The following is a 21,295-nucleotide window of genomic DNA, read 5'->3' on the forward strand; positions in this document are numbered from 1 at the left end:
GTCAGGCGCGCGAGCGGGAACCCAGATCCGTCACTCCCGCCGGCGGTAGACCCGCGGCATGCTCGAGCACCTCGCAGAACGCCTGCACATGGGTGTCGAGTGCCATCGTGGTGGCCGTCCAGGACGCCCGCAGCTCGAGTTGATGGGCGCGCGGTGGACCGGAGATGTCGCCGTAGCGCACCGAGGTGGTAGCCGTGACCGTGCCGCCGAGGGCGGTGACCGGGTCGGCACGGCTTTCCAGCGCGTCGACCAGCCAACTCCAGGCCACCTCGGGTAGCAGCGGGTCGACAGCCTCACTGGAGTCCAGGTCGGCCTGGATGTAGGCGACCAGGCGCATGGTGCCGTCCCAGGCCTCCGAGCCGTCCGGGTCGTGCAACAGGATCAGCCGGCCGAACGCGTCACCCTCGGAGCGCTCCGGCACGATTTCGGTTTCTGGATGCTTAACCTCCGCGCCCAGCGCATAGCTGTATGGCGCGAGACGTTGAGGTGGGCGGATCGGACCGAGTTCGATCTCCGGCCGTACCTCGGCGGTGTTCATCGCCGCCACCGCCTCGCGGAATTGCGCCGGTTCCGCAGTGGTCACGCCAATTGACGCTAGCCCTATCCCCGAGGTCGACGGGGCAGGCGCGCCGATTTGGTCCCGTCCGGCGGGCAGGAGCGGAGCGACCCGGGGATGGGCTCGGGCGGCCAAGGGCTCGTGGGCTGGGCGGGTGGGCCCGTGGGAACATGGAGCCGATGAGTACCCGTCGCCAGCTGCCCGAGGCGCCCTATCTGGCCGCAGCCACTGGCTGCAAACCCAGCCATCTTCCGGTGTGGTTCATGCGCCAGGCCGGCCGCTCACTGCCCGAGTACCGCGAGCTGCGGGCCAAGAACACGATGATGCAGGCTTGCTTCGATCCCGCGCTGGTCTGCGAGATCACCCTGCAGCCCGTGCGCCGGCACGGGGTCGACGCGGCGATCCTGTTCTCTGACATCGTCGTCCCGCTGCGCGGTGCGGGCATCGACCTCGACATCGTCCCCGACGTCGGCCCGGTCATCGACCATCCGGTGCGCACCGCGGCGGATGTCGCTGCCATGAAAGGCCTTGACTTGCAGCGGGTCAGCGCGATCTCCGACGCCGTGGGCCTGCTGGTGGCCGAGCTCGGCGAGGTGCCGCTGATCGGTTTCGCCGGCGCCCCGTTCACGCTGGCGTCCTATCTGATCGAAGGCGGCCCCAGCAAGCAGCACGAGCGGACCAAGGCGATGATGCTGGCCGATCCGTCGACCTGGCATGCGCTGATGGAGTACTTGGCCGACGTGACGATCGCCTTCCTGAAGGTGCAGCTCGATGCCGGAGTGGACGCCATCCAGGTGTTCGACTCCTGGGCGGGCACGCTGTCGCTGGCCGACTACCGCAGCCATGTGCTGCCGCACAGCGAGCGGGTGTTCGCTGCGCTCGCCGACTATCGCGTGCCGATGACCCACTTCGGTGTGGGCACCGCCGAACTGCTCGGCGCGATGGGTGAGGCGGGTGCCACCGTGGTCGGCGTCGACTGGCGGACCTCTCTGGCCGACGCCGCGCTGCGAGTCGGCCCGAACAAAGCGCTGCAGGGCAACCTGGATCCGGTAGTGCTGCTGGCCGGCTGGCCGGCCGTCGAGCGGGCCGCCCGCTCGGTCGTCGACGACGGTCGGCGCGCGGTCGACGCCGGTGCTGCCGGGCACATCTTCAACCTGGGCCACGGTGTGCTGCCGGCCACCGACCCCGGGCTGCTGACCGAACTGGTGGATTTGGTGCACTCGCTGTGACACAGCAGCGGTATTGCGTTGTCGGAGGCGGTATCTCGGGGCTTGTCGCGGCCTACCGGCTGCGGGTCCTGGTCGGCGACGATGCCGACATCACGGTGTTCGACCCGGCCGACCGGCTCGGCGGCATCCTGCGCACCGAACGGCTGGCCGGCCAGCCGATGGACGTCGGCGCCGAAGCGTTCGTGGTGCGCCGCCCCGAGGTGCCGGCGCTGCTGGCCGAGCTCGGCCTGGCCGGCCGCCAGATCAGCACCACCGGGGTCCGGCCCACGATCTACAGCCAGGCCCGCATCCACCCGCTGCCACCCGACACCGTCAACGGGATCCCGACCTCGGCGGCCTCGGTGACCGGTCTGGTCGATGACGCGACGATCGCGCAGATGGCCGCCGAGCCCAACCGGCCGCTGGACTGGCGGGCCGGCGCCGATCCGGCCGTCGGTGCCGTGGTCACCGATCGGTTCGGCGAACAGGTGGTGGCGCGTTCGGTCGACCCGATGCTCTCCGGCGTCTACGCCGGCTCGGCGGCCACCATCGGCATCCGCTCCGCGGCGCCGACGCTGGCCGCCGCCCTCGACGCCGGGGCCACCAGCCTCACCGAGGCTGGTCGGCGCGCGCTGCCCGGCAGCACGCGCGGCCCGGTGTTCGGCGCGATCGAGGGCGGCTACCAGGTCTTGCTGGACGAATTGATCGCCCGCAGCCGGCTGCGGTGGGTGCAGGCACGGGTGGATCGCATCGAGCCGGAGGGTGACGGCTGGAGCGTGCGCGACGACGAGGGTTCGCACTGGGGCGCCGACGCGGTGATCGTGGCCGTACCGGCACCGCGGCTGGCGCCGCTGCTGGCGGAGGTCGCGCCGAGTGCCGCCGCGGCGGCTGCCCGGATCCCCGTCGCCTCGGCGGCGGTGCTGGCGTTGGCCGTTCCCGGCGGAACACCGTTGCCCGCGCAGTCGGGGGTGCTGGTGGCCACCGGAGAACGCTTACGCACCAAGGCGATAACCCTCTCGACCCGCAAGTGGGGGGCGCGCGGCAACGCCGAGTTGCTGAGGCTGTCGTTCGGCCGCTTCGGGGACAGCATCGCCCGGAACACCTCCGATGCCGACCTGCAGGCCTGGGCGCTTACCGATCTGCAGACGGTGTTCGGCATCGCGGTGGATCCCCTCGACGTCCTGGTGCATCGCTGGCTGGACGCGATGCCGCAGTACGGTCCCGGTCATCGCGAACTTACCGCGGGACTGCACACGGGTCTGCCGCCCACGCTGGCGATCGCGGGCAACTATCTCGACGGGATCGGGGTGCCGGCGTGCGTGGCGGTCGCGGCTCGGGCGGCGCAGTGTGTGGTGGCGGCCACCACGCGGGGATAGCGGCCACCAGGCGCCGATGGCCGAAGGCGCACGTGGCACCATGGGTGCCATGGCCAAACTGGACTACGACGAGCTCAACGCCACGATCAGGTACGTGATGTTCTCGGTGTTCGCGGCGGAGCCGGGGGAGCTGGGCTACGACGAAGAATCCCGGGCTGCCGTCGTCGACGAGACCGCGACGTTCCTCAAGCAGCAGGAGGACAACGGTGTCGTGGTGCGCGGTCTCTATGACGTCGCCGGGCTGCGCGCCGATGCCGATTTCATGATCTGGACGCACGCGGAGCGGATCGAAGCACTGCAGGCCACCTACAGCGACTTCCGCCGCACCACGACGCTGGGCCGGGCCGTGTCCCCGGTGTGGAGCGCCGTCGCGCTGCACCGGCCGGCGGAGTTCAACAAGAGCCACGTCCCGGCGTTCCTGGCCGGCGAGGAACCCGGAAACTATGTGTGCGTCTATCCCTTCGTGCGTTCGCTGGACTGGTATCTGCTGCCCGACGACGAACGCCGCAAGATGCTCGCAGACCACGGCATGGCCGCCCGCGGCTACAAGGACGTGCGGGCCAACACCGTTCCGGCGTTCGCGCTGGGTGACTATGAATGGATCCTGGCTTTCGAAGCCCCCGAGTTGTACCGCATCGTCGACCTGATGCGTGACCTGCGAGCCACCGAGGCCCGTCGGCATGTGCGCGAAGAGGTCCCGTTCTTCACCGGCCCCCGGGTCGGTGTCGAGGAATTGGTCGCCAAGCTGCCCTAGCGCGCTCGGCAGGCAATCGAGCCGTCAGCCAGCCGAATGTTCGCTACGATCGCGTTACCGCGGTTTTGCGCGGCCGAGACGATCGGGGGCCCGGGTGACAGGGCTTAGGGGGACGCAGACGCTGTCCGTCGCCGCTGTCGCCGTGTCCATCCCTGTGATCGGCATGTTGTTGGCGTTCGAAGGGTGGTCGAGCGCGTCGCCGCTCTCGCTGGTCACCAACACCGACAACGTGCTGATCGAACTGGCTGTGCTAGCGGTGTTCGCCGCGGCGTGGACTGCTCGATCCGGTCGTGGCCGAGTGCGCATCGCGTGGGTCACGATGGCAATCGGCCTCGGTCTTTTCACCTCCGGCGCCGTGCTCTGGCGCTACTACAAGTTTGTCGGTCACAAGAACCCGTACCCGTCGGTGGCCGACGCCGCCTACCTGGTGCTGCCGGTCGTCACCGCGGTGGCGCTGTTGCTGTTGTCCTCCGGGTTCAGCCGGACCTCGCGGACCCGGCTTATCCTCGACGGGCTGATCGTGGCCGGGTCGTTCACCATCGTCGGGTGGGCCGCGGTCTTGGACGAGCTGTGGAATTCGGAGCCCAGGGACAAGCTGCAGGTGGCGGTCTCGGTCAGCTACCCGGTGCTGGACGCGGCGGTGCTGACCATCGGGGTCCTGGTGGTGGCACGCGCGCCGCGCGGTCAGCGGCTGACCCTGATCCTGCTGACGTTGGGCATGTTGGGGATCACGATCTCCGACGGCCTCTTTGTCTACCTGACGGCGACGCACCAGCGAACGAGCGTGCAGCTCCTCGACGCGGGTTGGCTGTTGGGGCTGGCGCTGTTCATCGCCGCGGCGATCACCGGGCACGGGTATGCGCATCGGGAAACGGTTGCGAATCAGCCTGTTTCGTTGACGTCGGTATGGCTGCCGTTTGTGCCGGTCGTCTTTGCGAGCTTCGCGGTGTTCACCGAGTCGCCCGATCAGATCAAGGCCGGACCGATTCCAGTGATCGGGATGGTGCTGCTGGTGGCCTTCAGCGCTCGCCAGATCTTGGTGATGAGTGAGAATCGCAGCCTTTTGGCCACGGTGGCCGACCAGGCGCTGCGCGATCCGCTGACCGGCGTCGGTAACCGGATCGTCTTCCGGGACCGGCTCAACCACGCCATGGAGATGCGCCAGCGGGACGGACTGTCGGTCGGCGTATTGGTCATGGACCTCGATGACTTCAAGGTGGTCAACGACACCCTGGGTCACCCGGTGGGGGACGAACTGCTCAGCCTGGTGGCCGACCGCATCGTCGGGTGTGTGCGGGCGGGCGACACGGTTGCGCGGCTCGGTGGTGACGAGTTCGCCGTCCTCATCGAAGGCCGCGTGGACAAGTCGCAGCTGGTCGCCCACCGGGTGGTGGAGGCGTTTGACGAACCCTTCATCGTCGACGCTCAGGATCTGCTGATCCGGCCCAGTGTCGGGCTGGCGGTCGCCGAAGCGGACGAACCCGATCTCACCGCCGAGGATCTGCTCAAACGGGCCGACATCGCGATGTATTCGGCCAAACGGTCTCGTAGCGGCGGCGTGCACCCGTTCAACTCGGAGATGCTGTTGGCCGAATCCCCGGACAGCGATTTGTTCGCCAGCGGGCCGATGCCGGTGGCACGCAGCGGTGCGAGCACGATCCGACTGCTGGGCGAGCTGCGTCAAGCCATCGACCAGTTCGAACTCACCCTGGTGTACCAGCCGAAGTTCGACCTGAACACCGCGGCGATCGTCGGTGTCGAGGCGCTGGTGCGGTGGCCGCATCCCAAGCGGGGTCTGCTGGCGCCTGACGAGTTCCTTCCGCTGGTGCGCCGCTACGGGCTGATGGGCTCGATCACCGACCTGGTGGTCAACACCGCCCTCGATGATGTATTACGTTGGCGCGCAAAGGGGCTCGAGGTGCCGGTCGCGGTCAACATCTTCGCGCCGTCGATGGCGGACCTGCGGCTGCCGGGCAAGTTCGCCGCGGCCCTGGCCAGCCGCGATCTCAGTCCGTCCCAGCTGACCGTCGAGATAACCGAAGACCTCTTCCTGGACAACGTGGATCGCGCCAAGACCGTGCTGAATCAGTTACAGGAGAACGGAATACGGATCGCGATCGACGATTTCGGCAGTGGGTACTCGGCGCTGTCGTATATGCGCGATCTCACCGTCGACGAGGTCAAGCTGGACCGCCATTTCATCGCGCCGATTCCCGCAGACACGCGCGCGGCGGCCGTCGTGCGTGCGGTGGTCAACCTGGCCGACGAACTCGGCCTGACGACGGTGGCCGAGGGGATCGAGACGGCGCGCACGGCTGACTGGTTGCGTGCGCATGGCTGTCATATCGGGCAGGGTTACTACTTCAGTCCGCCGCTATCGTCCGCCAAGCTGGTCGAGATCTTGAAGAGGTGCCAGCGCGACGGCAACTGCCAGACATTGGGCTGTTCGGTCCGCGACGGCACCTGCCGCTGGGTGGAGTCCGATGTTCCACAGATCGAGTTGATGCGCTAGGTATACCTTCGAGGCCGACTCGGCGGCGATATCGGGCAGGGCGTCTACCACAGTATGCCGCTGCCGCCCGAAAAGTTGTTGCGCCTGATCAAACGTCGGGCGGCCGACGCGAAGATCGGGTAGCGGTCGGCGGAGACTGTCGTTCTCGCCTATGAGCTGCGGTGACGTTGCTAATCTTGCCCTGTCGTCACTGCCGTCGGCCTACCGTCTGTGGCTGCCTGCGTGGCGCACAGGGGGTGGTATGCGCAACGGACGCGTGGCCGCATTCATCGCTGCGGGGGGCGCCGCAATCGCTTTGTGGCTCATCGGTTATTGGGTAGCTGCCGCGGTCGACTCCGCCCTGTTCGTGGTCGCGCCGTGGGTCGCCGCGGGCAGCGCCGTCTGGGCGGCCCGGTCGTCGACGGGTCGGCAGCGCGTGGCCTGGCTGTGCATGGCGGTGGGGCTCGTCGGCTGGGCGCTCGGTGCGGCATCGATCGTGCACATCGAGGCGTTTCTCAGTGGACACCCGCTGTCGAGCGCAGACACCTGGCCATTCATTCTGTTCCCGATCGGACTCGGTGTCGCGCTGCTGCTGTTTCCGCCCGGATTGGCCAGGCGATACGTGGGCCGGTTCATTCTCGATGCGGCCATCGTGGCGGGGCTGTTCTTCCTGATCTTCTGGCTGGTCGTGATGGACGAGGTGTACAAGGTCGCGGGCGGAGTCGACCATTTCATGCAGATCTTGCCGGTGGTGTACGCCGCCCTGGAGATCGCCGTGCTGACCTTCGCGCTGCTTCTCGTCGTGCGAGCCCCGTCCGGTCAGCGTTCGACGCTGTCATTATTGACCGCGGGCCTGCTCGGCGTGATCGTGTCGGACGGCGCGTACACGTACATCTCGGTGAGCACCGCCTACTCGCATGGGGCGCTCGTTGACATCGGCTGGATCGCCGGTATGTTCCTCATCGCCGTTGCCGCGCTGTCGGCACCTCGCTCGACGGTGTCGGTTCCCAAGGTGCGAACGGAGTCTGCCTGGGCATCGGCGTGGCTGCCTGGCCTCACCGCGGTCCTGGTGGCGGTGGCCGCGGTCACCGAACCGATGGTGGACCTGACCTCGCGGCCGGTGCTGATGCTGGCCGCGGGTCTCGCCCTGGCGGTGTTCGCCCGGCAGTTTCTGGTCATCAGCGACAATCATCGGCTCCTTGGCGAAGCGGCGGATCAGGCGCTGCGGGATCCGCTCACCGGGGTAGCCAACTACACGCGGTTCAACGAGCGGCTGACCGAGGCGATGCAAGAACGTGAGCACGACCGGGTCCCGGTCGTGGTGATGATGTTGGACCTCAACGATTTCAAACTGGTGAACGACAGCTACGGCCATCCCGCCGGTGACCGGCTGCTGATGCTGGTCGGTGACCGCATCAGTGAGGCGGTCCGCCCCGCCGACACGGTGGCGCGACTCGGCGGTGACGAGTTCGGGATCGTGATGACCGGCCCGATTGACGATTCATATCGGATCGCACGGCGGGTTGTCGAGGCGTTCGACGCACCGTTCGTGGTGGACGGTCACGACCTGGCTATTCGTCCCAGCGCCGGGGTGGCCGCCGCTGATACCGACGGTTCCGCGGTTGACACCGATATGCTTTTGAAGCAGGCGGACACCGCGATGTATTCGGCGAAGTGGGCGGGATCTGGCAGTGTGCACGTCTTCACGGCGGAGATGGATTCGGTTCGGGTAGGCCGCGAGTTGTTCCGCACGACTGAGGTTTCGGCGCGCGGCGGGCCGGCGGTGCTGACTCTGCTGGGCGAACTTCGGCAGGCCGTTGACCGCGCCGAGCTGACAGTGGTGTACCAGCCTCAGTTTCGTCTGCGGACCGGCGATCTGATCGGCTTCGAGGCGTTGTTGCGCTGGCCCCGGCCCGACGGCAACGTGCTCGCGCCCCATGAGTTCCTGCCCATGATCCGCCGGCACGGCTTGATGGATGCGGTGACCGATTTCGTGTTCGCCAGGGCAACCGAGGATGCCGTGCGCTGGCGGGCGGCCGGCATTGACGCGTCGGTCGCGGTCAACGTATTCGCGCCGTCGCTGGCCGATGCCACGCTGCCGGCCAGGATCGGTGCCGCGCTGGCCGTCAGCGGCCTGCCGCCCGCGAGCCTCACCATCGAGATCACCGAGCACATGGTGCTCGGCGACCTCGAACAGACCCGAGAGGTATTGCACACGTTGCGGGAGCAGCAGATTCGGATTGCCATCGATGATTTCGGCACCGGCTATTCAACGCTGTCCTATCTGCGGGAACTGCCCAGTGACGAACTCAAGCTGGATCAACAGTTCATCGCCCCGGTTCTGGTCGATCCCACCGCGGCAGCAGTCGTTCGGGCCGTGGTCGGCCTGGCGCAGGAATTGGGAATCACCACGGTGGCAGAAGGGGTGGAAAACGCGCAGACCGCGGAGTGGCTTCGGCGCAACGGCTGCGACATCGCACAGGGCTTCCTCTACGGCGCACCCGTCGACATCGACACCGTGCTTGAGCGCTTCGCCGTGCAGCCGAGCGCTACTCCTGCGACGGCACCAGCTTCAGCGAAATCGAATTGATGCAGTATCGCTGGTCGGTCGGCGTGGGGTAGCCCTCGCCGCTGAACACATGCCCGAGGTGGCTGTGGCAGTGTGCGCAGAGCACTTCCACCCGGTGCATGCCCATCGAGTCGTCCGGCCGAAGGATCACCGCGTCGGAGTGGGACGGGTCGAAGAATGACGGCCAGCCGCAGTGGGACTCGAATTTCTCTGTGCTGCGGAACAATTCGGTGCCGCACGCCCGGCAGGCGTAGATGCCCTCAGTCTTGGTGTCGGTGTACTCGCCGCTGAACGGGCGCTCGGTGCCGGCCTGGCGGAGTACCGCGTACTCGGCAGGGCTCAGCCGCTTGCGCCATTCGTCGTCGGTCAGTTCCAGCTTCGGACCGGGAATCGAACTCATGCGTTCACGGTACCGCGTGTGGGGTGTCGGCTCGTGGTTCGCGCATCCACGGCGGATCGATACCGTCAGCTAGTCTGCGCTCGGATTTGGCGTCGGCGTAGCGGAAGTAGAGGACGCAGAACACCACGACCAGCATCAGCGACCAGCCGTACGTGATCTTCATGTATTCCAGGAACCGTCCGGTCGTCGGCCAGCGCCACATCAACCAGAAGTCCATGGTCAAGAACCCGTAGGTGGCCAACCAGGCCGGCCAGTTGCGCACCACCGAGTTGGGCAGCACCACGGTCATCAGGAACGGGAACAACATCATCGAGTAGTAGCCCTGGGCCAGCGAGAGCACCAGCCAGGACGCGATCAGCAGCACACCCGAGGAGGTCAGCATCCAGAACAGCGGGTCGCGTTGCCGGTAGTAGCGGTACAGGAGCCACAGGCTCACCACGGCAAGCGCCAGGAAAATCAGCCGCAGCAACAGGATCAGCCACATCGGCAGCCCGTAATACACCCCGTTGCCCAGCACCGAGCTGTTGAAGTAGTCCCGCGTCGAGAAGATGTAGGGCAGTGTGCGTTTGACGAAGTCCATCGGATCGGCCACCAGCGGCCAGGCCGCGGCGTTGAAGGCCAGCGGTACGGCGAGCGCCGTCACCAGCACCCGCCACTGCCGGTTCAGCAACGGCAACAGCAGCAACACGCCCAGCAGGGGTTTGACCACCAGCGAGAGCCCGATCGCCACACCGGCCCACCACTCGTGGGAAACCTTCCCGTCGAGCACCCACCGGAAGAACAACACCTCGCACAGCAGGATGCAGCCGTTGACGTTGGTGAAGACCAAGGTGTTGGTCACCGATTCGGTGCAGAACATCGCCAGCAGCAGCGCGGGTAGCGCGACCGAGGTCAGCGAGAAGTTGAACAACCGGACCAGCAGGCAGGCCGCGATGATCATCGCCACGGTGTTGAAGAACACGAACCAGTTGTGCGAGGCGAAGACCGGTAGGTAACCGAACGGTGCCATCAACAGCGTGCCGCCCGGCGGATACAGATAGTGCGGGTCGACGTAGTCGAAGTGCTCGTTGTAGATGGCCAGCCCGCGGCGGAAGTTCGAGACGGCCCGGTACACCGGGCCGAAGTCGTCGGTGATGTAGCCGTTGCTGGAGAGCACGTAGCTGCGATGAATGATCGACATGATCGCGATCGGCCACAGTGCCGAACGCAGCACCGTCGCCGTGCTCGCGGGGCCGGTGCGGGGACGGAAAGCCTTCAGCACGCCGGCGGGCAGGAGCGAAGCGACGCGGGAATGGTTGGAGTCAGCTAGCGCCACGTCCGCACCGTACACCGGCGCGATGCGTCAGACGCTCAGGCGGGGCAGTAGGTGTCGGTGGGCGGCATGTCGCCGCTGTCGAGATAGCTGATCATGGGCGGCAGGGCGCACGCCGAGTAGACGCTGGCCCCGTGCCCGAGGCCCTGCCACATCACCCGCTTGCTGGCCGCGCCGGCGTTGATGACCGTGGCCGCCGACGCGGGCACGCCCTGGTTGCCGGCGATCGGGTCGTTCTGCACGCCGAGCAGCAGCACGTTGACCTTCAGGTCCTTGGGTTCTTTGGGGGCCGCGCCGCTGGGCCAGTTCAGGCATTTCACCAGGCCGAGTGCACCGACCGTGCCGAATTGGGGGTAGATCTTGCCCCACTGGACTACGAGTTCGCGTACCCGGTCGGGGGTCGGGCGGTTCAGGGCGTCGCTGCAGGTGTTGACGAACTGGCCGTCGCTGTCGCGCGTCGCCTCGGCCTGGTTGATCAGGCTGTTCAGCTGGTTGGTGTCGCCGTTGCGGGCCGCCGCGAGGGTGTTGGCCAGGCTGAGGGTGCTGCCGACCGGGTCTCCGCTCGGATAGCCCATGGCGGTGACGATCGCGTTGGCCAGCACCGCCACGGAGACGCCACCGGGGCCCCGGCCGGCACGGGCCGAGGACAGCAGCGCATCAACGGCACCTTTCGGGTCGGGCCCGAGCGCGCAATTGACCGCAACGCATCGCGCGGCGAACGCGTCGAGGGCGGCCTGCTGACCCTTGACCTGTTCTTCGGCCGCCGCTTCGGCGTCGACGCCGGGCGGGACAGGGGAGTCGAGCACCAGGCGGGCCACCTTGTCGGGGTGTGAACCGGCATAGGCCAGTGCGATCTGCGCACCGTTGCCGACCCCGATCAGCGCCAGCGCCGGGACGTCCCAGGTGCTGCGGAGTCGCTCGAGGTCCTCGGCGGCGCGGGCGTTGTCGTACGCCGAGTCCCCGGGGGCGATGGTGTCGGTGCAGCTCGTTGTCGCCGTCATGGTGATCGCACCGAGGTTCGCCACGGGGTCGTCGCCGGACTCGAACTGGGCCTGGTCGCGCATCTCCTGCCGGTCGAACGCGTCGCGGCAATCCACCGGGCTGGACATGCCGATGCCGCGGCGATCCACCGAAACGATGGGATGGCTCTTGAGCACGTCGGCTCCCGACCGGGACAGCCACACCGGCAGCTGCAGAGATGACGGGATGTCTGTGCCGGTGGTGAACACCAGCGGCCCGGCGTCGGGTGGGGTCTGCACCGACCGGGCGCGCACCACCCCGATGCTCAGTGTTCCGGTCGCGCCGGCGATGGGGTCCAGGTCGGCGTCATAGTCGGCGCACTCCAGGATCACACCCGGGGCGGCAGGCACTCCGGCGTCCCCGAACATCCTCGACGTGCAGTCCTTCCAGCCCAGCTCGTTCTTGGGAGCCGCGATGGCGGGCGGGCCGCCGGCCGGTGCGGTGGTGGTGGTTCCGGGCGGATTGTGCGCCTTGTCGCTGGCGAACTGCGGATTCGCCGCCAGCCACGGCGCGCATCCGGTGAGCAAAGCCGTCAGCGCCGCGGTGCCGAGGCTGACTATGGCTCGGGAGGCCCAGACCCGACGATCGCGCATGCCCACCACAGTAGCGACACCGCCGCCGGGCATCGCTCAGCCGGCGCGGGTGTAGCGCCCGTACAGATAGCCCTCGGCGTCGGAGATCAGGTGTTGTCGACGCATCTTCGCCAGCACGTGGCCGGCGCCGGTGACGATGCGTGGCGCGGACCCGCCGACCAGCATCGGTGCGGTGGTCAGGCACAGCTCGTCGAGCAGGCCGTGTTCGATGAACGTGCCCATCAGCGTCGGTCCGCCTTCGCACAGCACCCGGGGCAGCCCCCGTTCTGCCAGCGCGGTCAACACCGTCCCGGGGTCGACCTCGGCGGGATCGGCGGCCGAACAAGCGATCACCTCGGCGGCACCGCCGAGCCGAGACCGGGCGTCGGCCGCGGCGTCACGGCAGGTGAGCACCAGCGGCGCCACTTCGGTGCGGGTCAGCACCGGCACGTCGCGGTCGAGGCGCCCGGAGCGGGTGACCAAGGCGATGGGTGGCACCTCGCTCTGGCCGCGCCGCTGCCGGTTGCTGCGTTGGGTGAGGGTCATCTGCGCGCCGGAGTAGTTTTCGGCCCGCGCGGTGCCGGCACCGACGACGATGACGTCGGCGAGCTCGCGCAGCACCCGGAAGAGCCGCCGGTCACCCGCTTCGCCGAGGCCGCCCGATGTTCCGTCGGTCGAGGCGCCGCCGTCGAGGCTGGTGATCATGTTGCCCCGAACCACGCAGCCGGTGACGTCGGCGGGGTAGGCATAGAGCTGCGCGAGCCGGTCTTCGTCGACGAAACGGCCGGGGCCGTCGTCTTCCCCCAGCAGTGTGAAGTGCGTCCCATCGGGGTCGTTCGGGCTCGGGTCGGGCATAACAACGATTGCAGCACGCGGCGGGCAGGAGCGAAGCGACCGGGGGAGTGACACGGCGGGCAGGAGCGAAGCGACCGGGGGAGCGACACGGCGGGCAGGAGCGAAGCGACCGGGGGACTAACCGGGCCGATAGGGTGCCTGTCATGGACCGCCTCGTCGATCGGCATCCGACGGTCTCCCCGGAACGGCTGGTGGCTCAGCTGATCCCGCCGCCGACGTTCGCCGACGTCAGCTTCGACTCCTATCGTCCCGACGCCGCCGAGCCCACTCAGGCCGCTGCCGTGGATGCGTGCCGGGCGTTCTGCGTCGAAGCGCAGCGTCGCCGTGCCGGTAGGAAGAGGCTGTTCGGCAAGCGGGAAACCCTGCCAGGGGTGGGGATCTACCTCGACGGCGGGTTCGGTGTCGGCAAGACCCATCTGCTGGCGTCGTCCTATCGGCAGCTGCCCGCCTCGGCCGAACACCCCAGGGCGTTCGCGACTTTCGGGGAGCTCACCCAGCTGGCCGGCGTCTTCGGCTTTGTCGAGTGCATCGATCTGCTGGCCGAATACACAGTGGTGTGCATCGACGAATTCGAGCTCGATGACCCGGGCAACACGACGCTGATCGCGCGGCTGTTGTCCCAGCTCGTCGAGCGCGGGGTGTCGATCGCGGCGACATCCAACACCCTTCCCGGGCAGCTGGGCGAGGGGCGTTTCGCCGCGCAGGACTTCCTGCGTGAAATCAACACCCTGGCAAGCATTTTCACGACCGTACGGATCGAAGGTCCGGACTATCGCCATCGCGGCCTGCCGCCGGCGCCCGAACCGCTCACCGACGCCGACGTCGCGGCACGGGCGGCAGGGGTTGCCGGCGCCACCCTCGACGACTTCGACGCGTTGTGCGCGCACCTGGCGACCATGCACCCCTCGCGCTACCTCACCCTGATCGAGGGGGTGTCGGTCGTGCACATCACCGGGGTGCACCCCATCGACGATCAGAACGTGGCGCTGCGTCTGGTGGCTTTGACCGACCGGCTCTATGACGCCGGCATTCCGGTTGTGGCCTCCGGAACCAAGCTGGACACCATCTTCTCCGAGGAGATGCTCGCCGGGGGCTATCGCAAGAAGTACCTGAGGGCGACGTCGCGGCTGCTGGCGCTGACCAGTCCTGGGGGGCTTTAGGTCTCGGATCAGATATCGGTTGCCGGTGAGATCTTGGCGAGTTCGGTCAGGCCGCTTACCTGAAGCACCCGCATCAGTACCGGGTTGGCGATGATGTGAAGCTGTTCGGCATGGGGCGCAAGGGCATTGATCGCCGCGCTGTCCACATAGTCGACCGCGCTGAGGTCGACGGTGAGGACATCGGTGCCGTTGGCGGCTCCGGCGTGCAGCGCCTCGGCGAAGTCGGCCACATTGCTGGCGTCGATCTCGCCGGTGGCGAACAACACCGGCCGGCCGTCGGCGCCTCGATCGGTACGAATGGTCAACGGCGTGCTCATCGGCGGATCCTGGTCGACAGGCGCACGACGGTACCGGTGGTGTCGCGGACGATAGACACGTCCTCCATCAGTGCCTGCATGATCTGAATGCCCTTGCCGCGATGGGTGTAGCCGGTTTGCTTCGGTTTCCACGAGCCCGTGTCGGTGATCGTCAGGCGCAACTGGTCGACTTCCGAGCTGGCGTGCAGGGTGATGGTGCCGCCCTCGATGTTGCGGTAGCCGTGTTCGATGGAGTTGGTGACGGCTTCACCCGCGGCGACCAGCACGTCCTGGGCCTGCTCGTGATCGATACCGGCTGAGCTCAGCCATTCCCGCAGCGCGGCGCGGGCGGGGGCCAGATGAACGGCGTCGGCCGGGATGGTCACTTCCAGCGGAGCGGGATGGCGGTAGAGCAGCAAGACGACGTCGTCTTGGTAACCGCCCGGCGGGGCCAGGCGGTGCATGAGCCGGTCGGCCAGCGGGTCGAGGTCCAGCGAGCTGTCGGCGCGAATGAGATTGATCGCCCCGTCGATTCCGTCGTCGAGTGATCGATACCTGCGCTCCACCAGGCCGTCGGTGTACAGCAGCAGGGTCGCCTGCGCCGGTATCGTCAGCTGAGCTTCGGGGCGTGCCCGGTCCGGGCGGATGCCCAGCGCGATGGAATGCCCACCTTCGAGCAGGCGGGTGGTGCCGTCGGCGCAGACCAGGATCGCCGGCGGATGTCCGGCACTGGAATAGGACAGTTCACCGGTGTCGGGGTCGAGGATCGCGCAGAACGCGGTGGTGGACTGCGCGCCGGGCAGGCGCGAGGCAAACCGGTCCAGACCCGCCAATGTAGCTGCGGGACTGGATCGTTCGAGCAATAGTGCACGGCAGGCGCTGCGCAGCTGCCCCATGACGGTTGCCGCTGCCAAGTCATGGCCGACGCAGTCGCCGACGACCAGGGCGATGCGCCCGTCGTCCAGAGCAACCACGTCGTACCAATCGCCGCCGACCTGCAGCGGATGCGACGCGGGTTGGTAACGCACGGCGAAGCCGGACGGTAGGTACGCTGGTCCCAGGATCGAGTGTTGTAGTGCCAGAGCCGTTTCGCGTTGTAGATCTAACTGGTGAACGCGCTGCAGGCCCTGTCCGAGGCGCCCGGCCAGCACCGCCAGCAGCGTCTGGTCTTCGGCGGTGAAGGGCCGCTCTGCGGGCAGGTCGAGCCAGATCACGAGAATGCCGCGCGGGTGTTGAAGGGCGATGCCCGCCGAACCGGCGACCTCGGTGTCCGCGGTCAGCAGGTCGCCGCTGCCGGCGATGGCGGTGATCCGGTCCACGATCGCTTCGGGCAGGGCGATCCAGTGCGCGCTGTCGGTGTCGCCAAAGAGTTCCGGGGTCTCCGACACCGTTGCGACGCCACCGCGGACTGGGAAGACCGCGGCCAGGATGCGGCGGGCCGACCATTGGGAACGCAGCTGTTCGACCGCGGCGCGCAGTGCATCGTCAACGGTATCCGCTTGTACCAGTTGCTGATTCAACGCGGCCAAGGCGATCTGGCGTTGGCCGCTGTAATGCTCGGCGGTTACGTCGCGAAATGTTCCGACCATGACACCGCGGCCGGTGTCGGGGTCCTCGGCGTGGGCGATGTTGGCCGAGATCCACACCCGATGGCCGTCACGATGATTCACCGGAACGGTGTAGCTACCGTGCGGGTGATCGGGGATGCCGGCGAACGCGTCGACGATCTGCTGGTGGGCCTCGGGCTGGGTTTCGGGGTCCGGCCACCAGGGATGCTCGGGGGCATAAGGCAGATCCTCCGGGCCGAAGCCGAGGATGTCGGTGAACGCGTTGTTGATCTCGATGACGGCGCCGACTTCGTCGCAGATGAAGAACGCTTCCTGCAACGATTCGACCAGGGCTTGGCGCCACCGGGTGTGGTGGCTGCGAAGCCGGGCCAGTTCGACGTTCGCCCGTACCCGCGCCAGCAGATCCGCGGCGGCGAACGGTTTCACCAGGTAGTCGTCGGCGCCGGCGCGCAACCCCTCGATCGAGGCCTCCTGGCCGGCCCGGGCCGACAGCAGCAGCACCGGAACACCGACGGTGCGCGGATCCATGCGCAGGGCCGCCACCAGAGCCAGACCGTTGAGTCGGGGCATCATCACGTCGCTGACCACCAGATCGGGCGGATCGGCGCGGATCCGGTCCAGCGCGTGTTGGCCATCGGCTACCGCGTCGACCTGGTAGCCGGCGCCACGGAGCAGTCGGAGCAGGTATTGGCGCATGTCGGCGTTGTCGTCGGCGACGAGCACGCGGATCACGGCGGTGGTCGACGGCGGCAAGTCCGACACCTCGGACATGGCGTCGGGATCGTCGTCGGGCAGCCAGCGCAGCGCTTCGGCCACAAAGGGTTCGGCGATACCCGAGGGCGTGCGATTCGTTCCCGGTTTGGTGAGCGCGTCGGCGGGCAGGTGGGCGGTACCCAGCGGCAGCCGGACGCGGAACGTGGTGCCCACATCCTCGGTGCTCTCGGCGGTGATCGTGCCGCGGTGCAACGCGACGAGTTCCTTCACCAGGGCCAACCCGATGCCGCTGCCCTCGGTCGAACGAGAGCGGGCACTCTCGATCCGGTGGAACCGCTCGAACAACCTGGGCATCTCGGCGGCGGAGATGCCGACGCCGGTGTCGGCGACGGTCACCACCGCCTCGTCAGTGCCGCGGGCCACCCGCACCGTGATCGTGCCCTCGAAGGTGTACTTCAGCGCATTGGACAGCAGGTTGAGGACCACCTTCTCCCACATGTCGTGGTCCAGGTACACCGGCTCGTCCAGGTGTTCGCAGTCCACGATCAGCGCCAGCCCCGCGCGGTCGACCGCCGAGCGGAAAACGCTGGCCAATTCCGCGGTGACGCCGGCCAGATCGACCGGCGCGTAATGGGCCTGCACCCGGTTGGCCTCGATGCGGGAGAAGTCCAGCAACGTGTTGACCAGCTTGGCCAGGCGCAACCCGTTTCGCTCGATCACGTCCAGTTCCTTCTGGGCGCGTTCGTCCAATGCGGGTGCGCGGGTACGCAGCTCGTTCACCGGACCCAGGATCAGGCTGATCGGCGTGCGGAACTCGTGGCTGATGTTGGAGAAGAACGTGGTCTTGGCCCGGTCCAGTTCGGCGAGTTCCTCGACCCGGCGCTGCTGGTCGCGGAAGCTGCGGGCGTTGGAGATCCCGGTCGCGATGTGGCCGGCCACCAGGGCGACAAAGGCGCGATAGTCGTCGTCGAACGGGCGAAAGCGGTTCAGGGCGGCGACCAGAAAGCCGGACGGCTTGCCGCTCTGCGCCAGCAGGGGTGCTACCAGCGCTTGGCGGGGTGGGTACTGCCATCGGCCGGTCGGCAGGTCCGCGAAGGGGGCGCTGGCGAGGCCGATCAGCACCGACTTACCTTGGGCCGCTTCGTCGGCGGGCCAGACCGCCGAGGTATCGGCGGGCAGCATCACCGGGGCGGCCGGGTGGCCGGCCAGGATCCCGGTCGATCCGGCCAGGTGCGCAGTCCCGTCGTCGTTGAACAGATAGGTCAGGGTGAACGGCAGGTCGAAGAGATTGCGCTCGAGCTGGTGGGCGGCGAAGGCCAACATCTCCGGTTCGGTGCGCACCGATGACGGATCGGAGCCCAGGTCGCGCAGCGTGGCCATCCGGCGCTCGCCGATCACCCGGTCGGTGTCCTCGCTGACGACGCACAGCATGCCGACGACCTGGCCCGTCTCATCGCGCAGCGGACTGTAGGAGAAGGTGTGGTAGGTCTCCTCGGGATAGCCCGACCGTTCGAGGAACAGCAGCAGTCCCTCGTCCCAGGTGGCCTGGGCGGTGGTCAGCACATGGTCGATGCGGGGGCCGGCGTCATCCCACACCTCGGCCCAGACTTCCCGGGATGGCCGGCCCAGCGCCCAGGGGTACTTGTCTCCCAGGGTGTCGCGCCGATAGGCGTCGTTGCAGAAGAATGTCAGATCGGGTCCCCACGCCATCCACATGGCGAAGCGCGACGACAGCAGGATGCTGACGGCGGTTCGCAGGCTCTGCGGCCAGCTGTCGGGAACCCCCAGCGGGGTCGCCGCCCAGTCCACCCGGGACAGATCCCGACCGACATGGTCGTCCGGGCCGGAGACCGAGCCAACGTCCACCGCGCGTCCTTTCGGCTAGATCCGGCGTAGGGCGATCAGCCAACGGGGTTCACCCTACGACCACTCGGCTAAATCAGGGGCGCAGTCGGCGCGGCGCGGGGAGGTCAGACCCCGCGGACCATCACGAAGTCGTGCTCGGTATTCGTGCCCATCTTGAACGTTTTGGTACCGGCGATCGTGAATCCGTGTTTGGCGTAAAACCGTTGCGCCCGAATGTTCTCCTGGTTCACGCCCAGCCATATGCAGCGGGCCGCGGCCGCGCCGGCGCGATCGATGGCGGCGGCCAACAACCCCGCCGAGACCCCCGAGCCGTGGCTGTCGGCCAACACGTAGATCTTGGACAGCTCGACGGCGGGCCGAATGGTGACCGACCGGGCGACGTCGGCGTCGTCACCGATGCCGTCGACGAGGATGGCGTAGCCGACGATTCGGCCATGCTCGCGGGCTGTCAACACGGTGCGCGATGGGTCTGCCAGGTAGTCGGCGAAGCGCTGCCGCGACAGGTTGGCAGCGATGAAGGCGGTGATCTCACCCGGCGGCGAGGTTGGTGGGCAGGCGAGCGGGAAGGTGGCGGCGGCGACCTCGGCGAGCTCCTCGATATCGGTATCGGCCGCATCGTCGACCGAGTGAGTTGTCATGGTCTCGCGCGCCGATGCCGACACGGCGGGGTGGCGTCGCTGCGGTGATGGCACAGTCACTTCCTTGGGTGCACGTCGGTTACATCGTGATTATCGCGCTCTGGTGCGTTGTCACCTTGGCGGTCCACCCGCAGGTAGCCAGTAGGGCCACAGCCATGATCAGCTGAAGTCGACTTCGCCCAAGGATTTTGACGTGAGCGCGGCAACCGGTCGTCGCGAACAGGATGCGGATAGGACCTGTCGCGGTGCTGGACCGCCAGGATTTTCGGATTCAGGATGACACCGTCGCCGATCTCGACGGCCCGAGAGATCGTCGGGCTCATGTTCCACCCCGCCGGCCCTGCCAAAATCGCTTCGATGTGTGGTAACAGCGCCTCGCTGATCTCCCATGTCGCCGAGTTCCACAACAAGGACGGGCTGTGGTCGACGGCGTAATAGTACACGCCATCGGTCACCTCGATGATGGGGTGGGCGAAGGATGTCGGGTGCGCCCAGCTGAAGCCCATGCCCGCGTCACACGAGACGTCGACGATCAGGCTGCCCGCGGCGAAGGCGGCCAGTTCCGACTCGGTGACGAAGATCAGCGGCGCGCTGGGGTCCTGCAGCACGCAGTTGACGACGATGTCGCTGTCCGCGAGGAATCGGGCTACTGGGATCGGGGTGTCTGCTGCGTCGGCCCAGATTCGGTCGGGCGTGTCCGGGTGGTGGCCCATCTGGACCATCTGGGTGGAGTGGATCGGCGAACCGACGGCGGCGACGTCACGGTTGGTCAGTACCCGCACATCGTCGACGCCGTGGGCGTTCAAGGCGGTGACGGCGCCGCGGGCGGTCGCGCCGAATCCGATGACGGTGGCCTGCAGGCGACGCCCATAGCTGCCGGTCAGCCCGACCAGCTGCATGGCGTGCAACACCGAGCAGTAGCCCGCGAGCTCATTGTTCTTGTGAAAGACGTGCAACTCGAACCCGCCGTCGGGCCGCCAGTGATTCATCGCCTCGAAGGCGATCAGCGTCAGCTGCCGATCAATGGCGACCTGTGTCAGCGCAACATCCTGCACACAGTGCGGCCAGCCCAGTACGACTTGTCGCTCACGTACTTCGGTGAGGTCTTGGGCCTGGACTTTGGGCACGAGAATGACGTCACAATCGGCGATGAGCTGCTCGCGGGTGCCGATGCCACCAACGAGTTGGCCCAGCGCTTCGTCGGTGGAGCTGAAGTCCGAGCCGTAGCCGTGTTCGAGGAATATCCGCGATCGGACCGCAGGATCGATCCTGCCCAGATGCGCCGGATGAATGGGTAATCTCCGCTCGTTCTCCTTGCCCGAACGGGCAAAGACTCCCAGCGAAAGCTGTTGTGTATCAACAATTCGGGACATGGTCAGGCCCGGGTGCGCGAGCCCGCAGCTGCTGGTTCGCCGAGTTGGGCGGCACGCGTCTCGCTCTGTTGCATTCCGGGCGTTTTGGTCGTGGTTCGGTTGAGCGTGGTGTCAGACATGGGTGGCCCTTGATCGTGGGGCCGTGGTGGTCCCGATGTCCCGAACCCTACGCTCCGATGTCCGGGTGGGTGGCGGGCCTGGCCTCGCACCAGTTTGAGAGCCATTGGAAAACAAGGTCATTCGCATGACGTGGGCGATAGTCAAGTTCAATGACGAGATTTGGCGTACTGTCGAGGGTATCGGGCAGCTCGGTTGCGAGCGAACATGTTCGACAGAGTAGGGAATCCATGGTTCCGCCGACACCGACCCGCACGTCGTATCGTCGCCGTTTCGATCTGATCAGCACACCATCGGGCGTCACCGCAAACTCGGAGACAAAGCTGCGAGCGAACTGGCCGTAGCGCCCAGCCTCACCAACCACACTCGCGCGCCCGGTCGTCGTGTCTTGGGAGCGGACAAGCTCGATCACCGTGATCCTGCCGACGTTCGTCGGCATACCTGGAGGTT

16 protein-coding genes are annotated in these 21,295 nt (G+C 67.3%); 6 read left to right on the forward strand and 10 right to left on the reverse strand.

Features of this window, described 5'->3' with window-relative positions; genetic code table 11:
* Position 1 precedes the first annotated feature (1 nt).
* The gene (locus ORI27_RS21385) at positions 2-583 is read right to left on the reverse strand and encodes a DUF3000 domain-containing protein (protein ID WP_265999050.1); all 582 of its coding nucleotides are present in this window, start codon (positions 581-583) and stop codon (positions 2-4) included.
* Between the two features lie 152 nt (positions 584-735).
* Between ORI27_RS21385 and hemE the strand changes: the two genes are divergently transcribed.
* The 5 genes from hemE to ORI27_RS21410 all read left to right on the forward strand — a co-directional run bounded on the left by hemE (position 736) and on the right by ORI27_RS21410 (position 8,975).
* Complete coding sequence (gene hemE / locus ORI27_RS21390) at positions 736-1,785, forward strand: uroporphyrinogen decarboxylase (protein WP_265999051.1); 1,050 nt, start codon at positions 736-738, stop codon at positions 1,783-1,785.
* Complete coding sequence (locus tag ORI27_RS21395) at positions 1,782-3,140, forward strand: protoporphyrinogen oxidase (protein WP_265999052.1); 1,359 nt, start codon at positions 1,782-1,784, stop codon at positions 3,138-3,140. Before hemE ends, ORI27_RS21395 begins: the two co-directional genes overlap by 4 nt.
* 49 nt (positions 3,141-3,189) lie before the next feature.
* Positions 3,190-3,894: a hydrogen peroxide-dependent heme synthase gene (gene hemQ, locus ORI27_RS21400; protein WP_265999053.1), complete on the forward strand. Its 705-nt coding sequence runs from the start codon at positions 3,190-3,192 to the stop codon at positions 3,892-3,894.
* 142 nt (positions 3,895-4,036) lie between these two features.
* Positions 4,037-6,406 carry a putative bifunctional diguanylate cyclase/phosphodiesterase gene (locus tag ORI27_RS21405; RefSeq protein WP_265999055.1) on the forward strand — a complete coding sequence of 790 codons (2,370 nt, stop codon included), beginning with the start codon at positions 4,037-4,039 and terminating at the stop codon, positions 6,404-6,406.
* 241 nt (positions 6,407-6,647) lie between these two features.
* Positions 6,648-8,975: a putative bifunctional diguanylate cyclase/phosphodiesterase gene (locus ORI27_RS21410; protein WP_265999056.1), complete on the forward strand. Its 2,328-nt coding sequence runs from the start codon at positions 6,648-6,650 to the stop codon at positions 8,973-8,975.
* Here the strand turns inward: ORI27_RS21410 and msrB are convergent.
* From msrB to ORI27_RS21430, 4 genes are read right to left on the reverse strand one after another with little or no spacing between them, the layout of a single operon-like run.
* Complete coding sequence (msrB, locus tag ORI27_RS21415) at positions 8,935-9,354, reverse strand: peptide-methionine (R)-S-oxide reductase MsrB (RefSeq protein ID WP_323055646.1); 420 nt, start codon at positions 9,352-9,354, stop codon at positions 8,935-8,937. The genes ORI27_RS21410 and msrB overlap by 41 nt on opposite strands.
* Before the next feature lie 4 nt (positions 9,355-9,358).
* Positions 9,359-10,669, reverse strand: coding sequence for an arabinofuranan 3-O-arabinosyltransferase (gene aftC / locus ORI27_RS21420; protein ID WP_407666386.1), 1,311 nt, complete (start codon positions 10,667-10,669; stop codon positions 9,359-9,361).
* A gap of 35 nt (positions 10,670-10,704) precedes the next feature.
* Complete coding sequence (locus tag ORI27_RS21425) at positions 10,705-12,279, reverse strand: alpha/beta fold hydrolase (RefSeq protein ID WP_265999060.1); 1,575 nt, start codon at positions 12,277-12,279, stop codon at positions 10,705-10,707.
* Between the two features lie 36 nt (positions 12,280-12,315).
* Complete coding sequence (locus tag ORI27_RS21430; protein WP_265999061.1) at positions 12,316-13,113, reverse strand: pyrimidine reductase family protein; 798 nt, start codon at positions 13,111-13,113, stop codon at positions 12,316-12,318.
* A gap of 143 nt (positions 13,114-13,256) precedes the next feature.
* On the opposite strand from ORI27_RS21430, the gene zapE reads away from it, so the two are divergent.
* The gene (zapE, locus tag ORI27_RS21435; protein WP_265999062.1) at positions 13,257-14,273 is read left to right on the forward strand and encodes a cell division protein ZapE; all 1,017 of its coding nucleotides are present in this window, start codon (positions 13,257-13,259) and stop codon (positions 14,271-14,273) included.
* 8 nt (positions 14,274-14,281) lie between these two features.
* On the opposite strand, the gene ORI27_RS21440 is transcribed toward zapE, so the two are convergent.
* The 5 genes from ORI27_RS21440 to ORI27_RS21460 all read right to left on the reverse strand — a co-directional run bounded on the left by ORI27_RS21440 (position 14,282) and on the right by ORI27_RS21460 (position 21,284).
* Positions 14,282-14,590 (reverse strand): STAS domain-containing protein, encoded by a 309-nt coding sequence (locus ORI27_RS21440; protein ID WP_265999063.1) that lies wholly within the window; start codon positions 14,588-14,590, stop codon positions 14,282-14,284.
* Positions 14,587-18,717 carry a SpoIIE family protein phosphatase gene (locus ORI27_RS21445; RefSeq protein WP_265999064.1) on the reverse strand — a complete coding sequence of 1,377 codons (4,131 nt, stop codon included), beginning with the start codon at positions 18,715-18,717 and terminating at the stop codon, positions 14,587-14,589. Before ORI27_RS21445 ends, ORI27_RS21440 begins: the two co-directional genes overlap by 4 nt.
* A gap of 104 nt (positions 18,718-18,821) precedes the next feature.
* Positions 18,822-19,355, reverse strand: coding sequence for a GNAT family N-acetyltransferase (locus ORI27_RS21450; protein ID WP_265999130.1), 534 nt, complete (start codon positions 19,353-19,355; stop codon positions 18,822-18,824).
* A 56-nt stretch (positions 19,356-19,411) separates the two neighbouring features.
* Positions 19,412-20,728, reverse strand: a complete 1,317-nt coding sequence (locus ORI27_RS21455; RefSeq protein WP_265999066.1) for a N(5)-(carboxyethyl)ornithine synthase — start codon at positions 20,726-20,728, stop codon at positions 19,412-19,414.
* Between the two features lie 166 nt (positions 20,729-20,894).
* The gene (locus tag ORI27_RS21460) at positions 20,895-21,284 is read right to left on the reverse strand and encodes a hypothetical protein (RefSeq protein WP_265999068.1); all 390 of its coding nucleotides are present in this window, start codon (positions 21,282-21,284) and stop codon (positions 20,895-20,897) included.
* Positions 21,285-21,295: the final 11 nt, after the last annotated feature.

Origin of the sequence: Mycobacterium pinniadriaticum (assembly GCF_026242045.1) — a bacterium.
GTDB lineage: Bacteria > Actinomycetota > Actinomycetes > Mycobacteriales > Mycobacteriaceae > Mycobacterium > Mycobacterium pinniadriaticum.

What these genes read in the sequence shown, in the direction of transcription:
- ORI27_RS21455 (WP_265999066.1), bottom strand. Translation starts at nt 20,728, where the DNA reads ATGTCCCGAATTGTTGATACACAACAGCTTTCGCTGGGAGTCTTTGCC.
- ORI27_RS21410 (WP_265999056.1), top strand. Translation starts at nt 6,648, where the DNA reads ATGCGCAACGGACGCGTGGCCGCATTCATCGCTGCGGGGGGCGCCGCA.
- msrB (WP_323055646.1), bottom strand. Translation starts at nt 9,354, where the DNA reads ATGAGTTCGATTCCCGGTCCGAAGCTGGAACTGACCGACGACGAATGG.
- ORI27_RS21460 (WP_265999068.1), bottom strand. Translation starts at nt 21,284, where the DNA reads ATGCCGACGAACGTCGGCAGGATCACGGTGATCGAGCTTGTCCGCTCC.
- ORI27_RS21440 (WP_265999063.1), bottom strand. Translation starts at nt 14,590, where the DNA reads ATGAGCACGCCGTTGACCATTCGTACCGATCGAGGCGCCGACGGCCGG.
- zapE (WP_265999062.1), top strand. Translation starts at nt 13,257, where the DNA reads ATGGACCGCCTCGTCGATCGGCATCCGACGGTCTCCCCGGAACGGCTG.
- hemE (WP_265999051.1), top strand. Translation starts at nt 736, where the DNA reads ATGAGTACCCGTCGCCAGCTGCCCGAGGCGCCCTATCTGGCCGCAGCC.
- hemQ (WP_265999053.1), top strand. Translation starts at nt 3,190, where the DNA reads ATGGCCAAACTGGACTACGACGAGCTCAACGCCACGATCAGGTACGTG.
- ORI27_RS21430 (WP_265999061.1), bottom strand. Translation starts at nt 13,113, where the DNA reads ATGCCCGACCCGAGCCCGAACGACCCCGATGGGACGCACTTCACACTG.
- ORI27_RS21450 (WP_265999130.1), bottom strand. Translation starts at nt 19,355, where the DNA reads ATGACAACTCACTCGGTCGACGATGCGGCCGATACCGATATCGAGGAG.
- ORI27_RS21425 (WP_265999060.1), bottom strand. Translation starts at nt 12,279, where the DNA reads ATGCGCGATCGTCGGGTCTGGGCCTCCCGAGCCATAGTCAGCCTCGGC.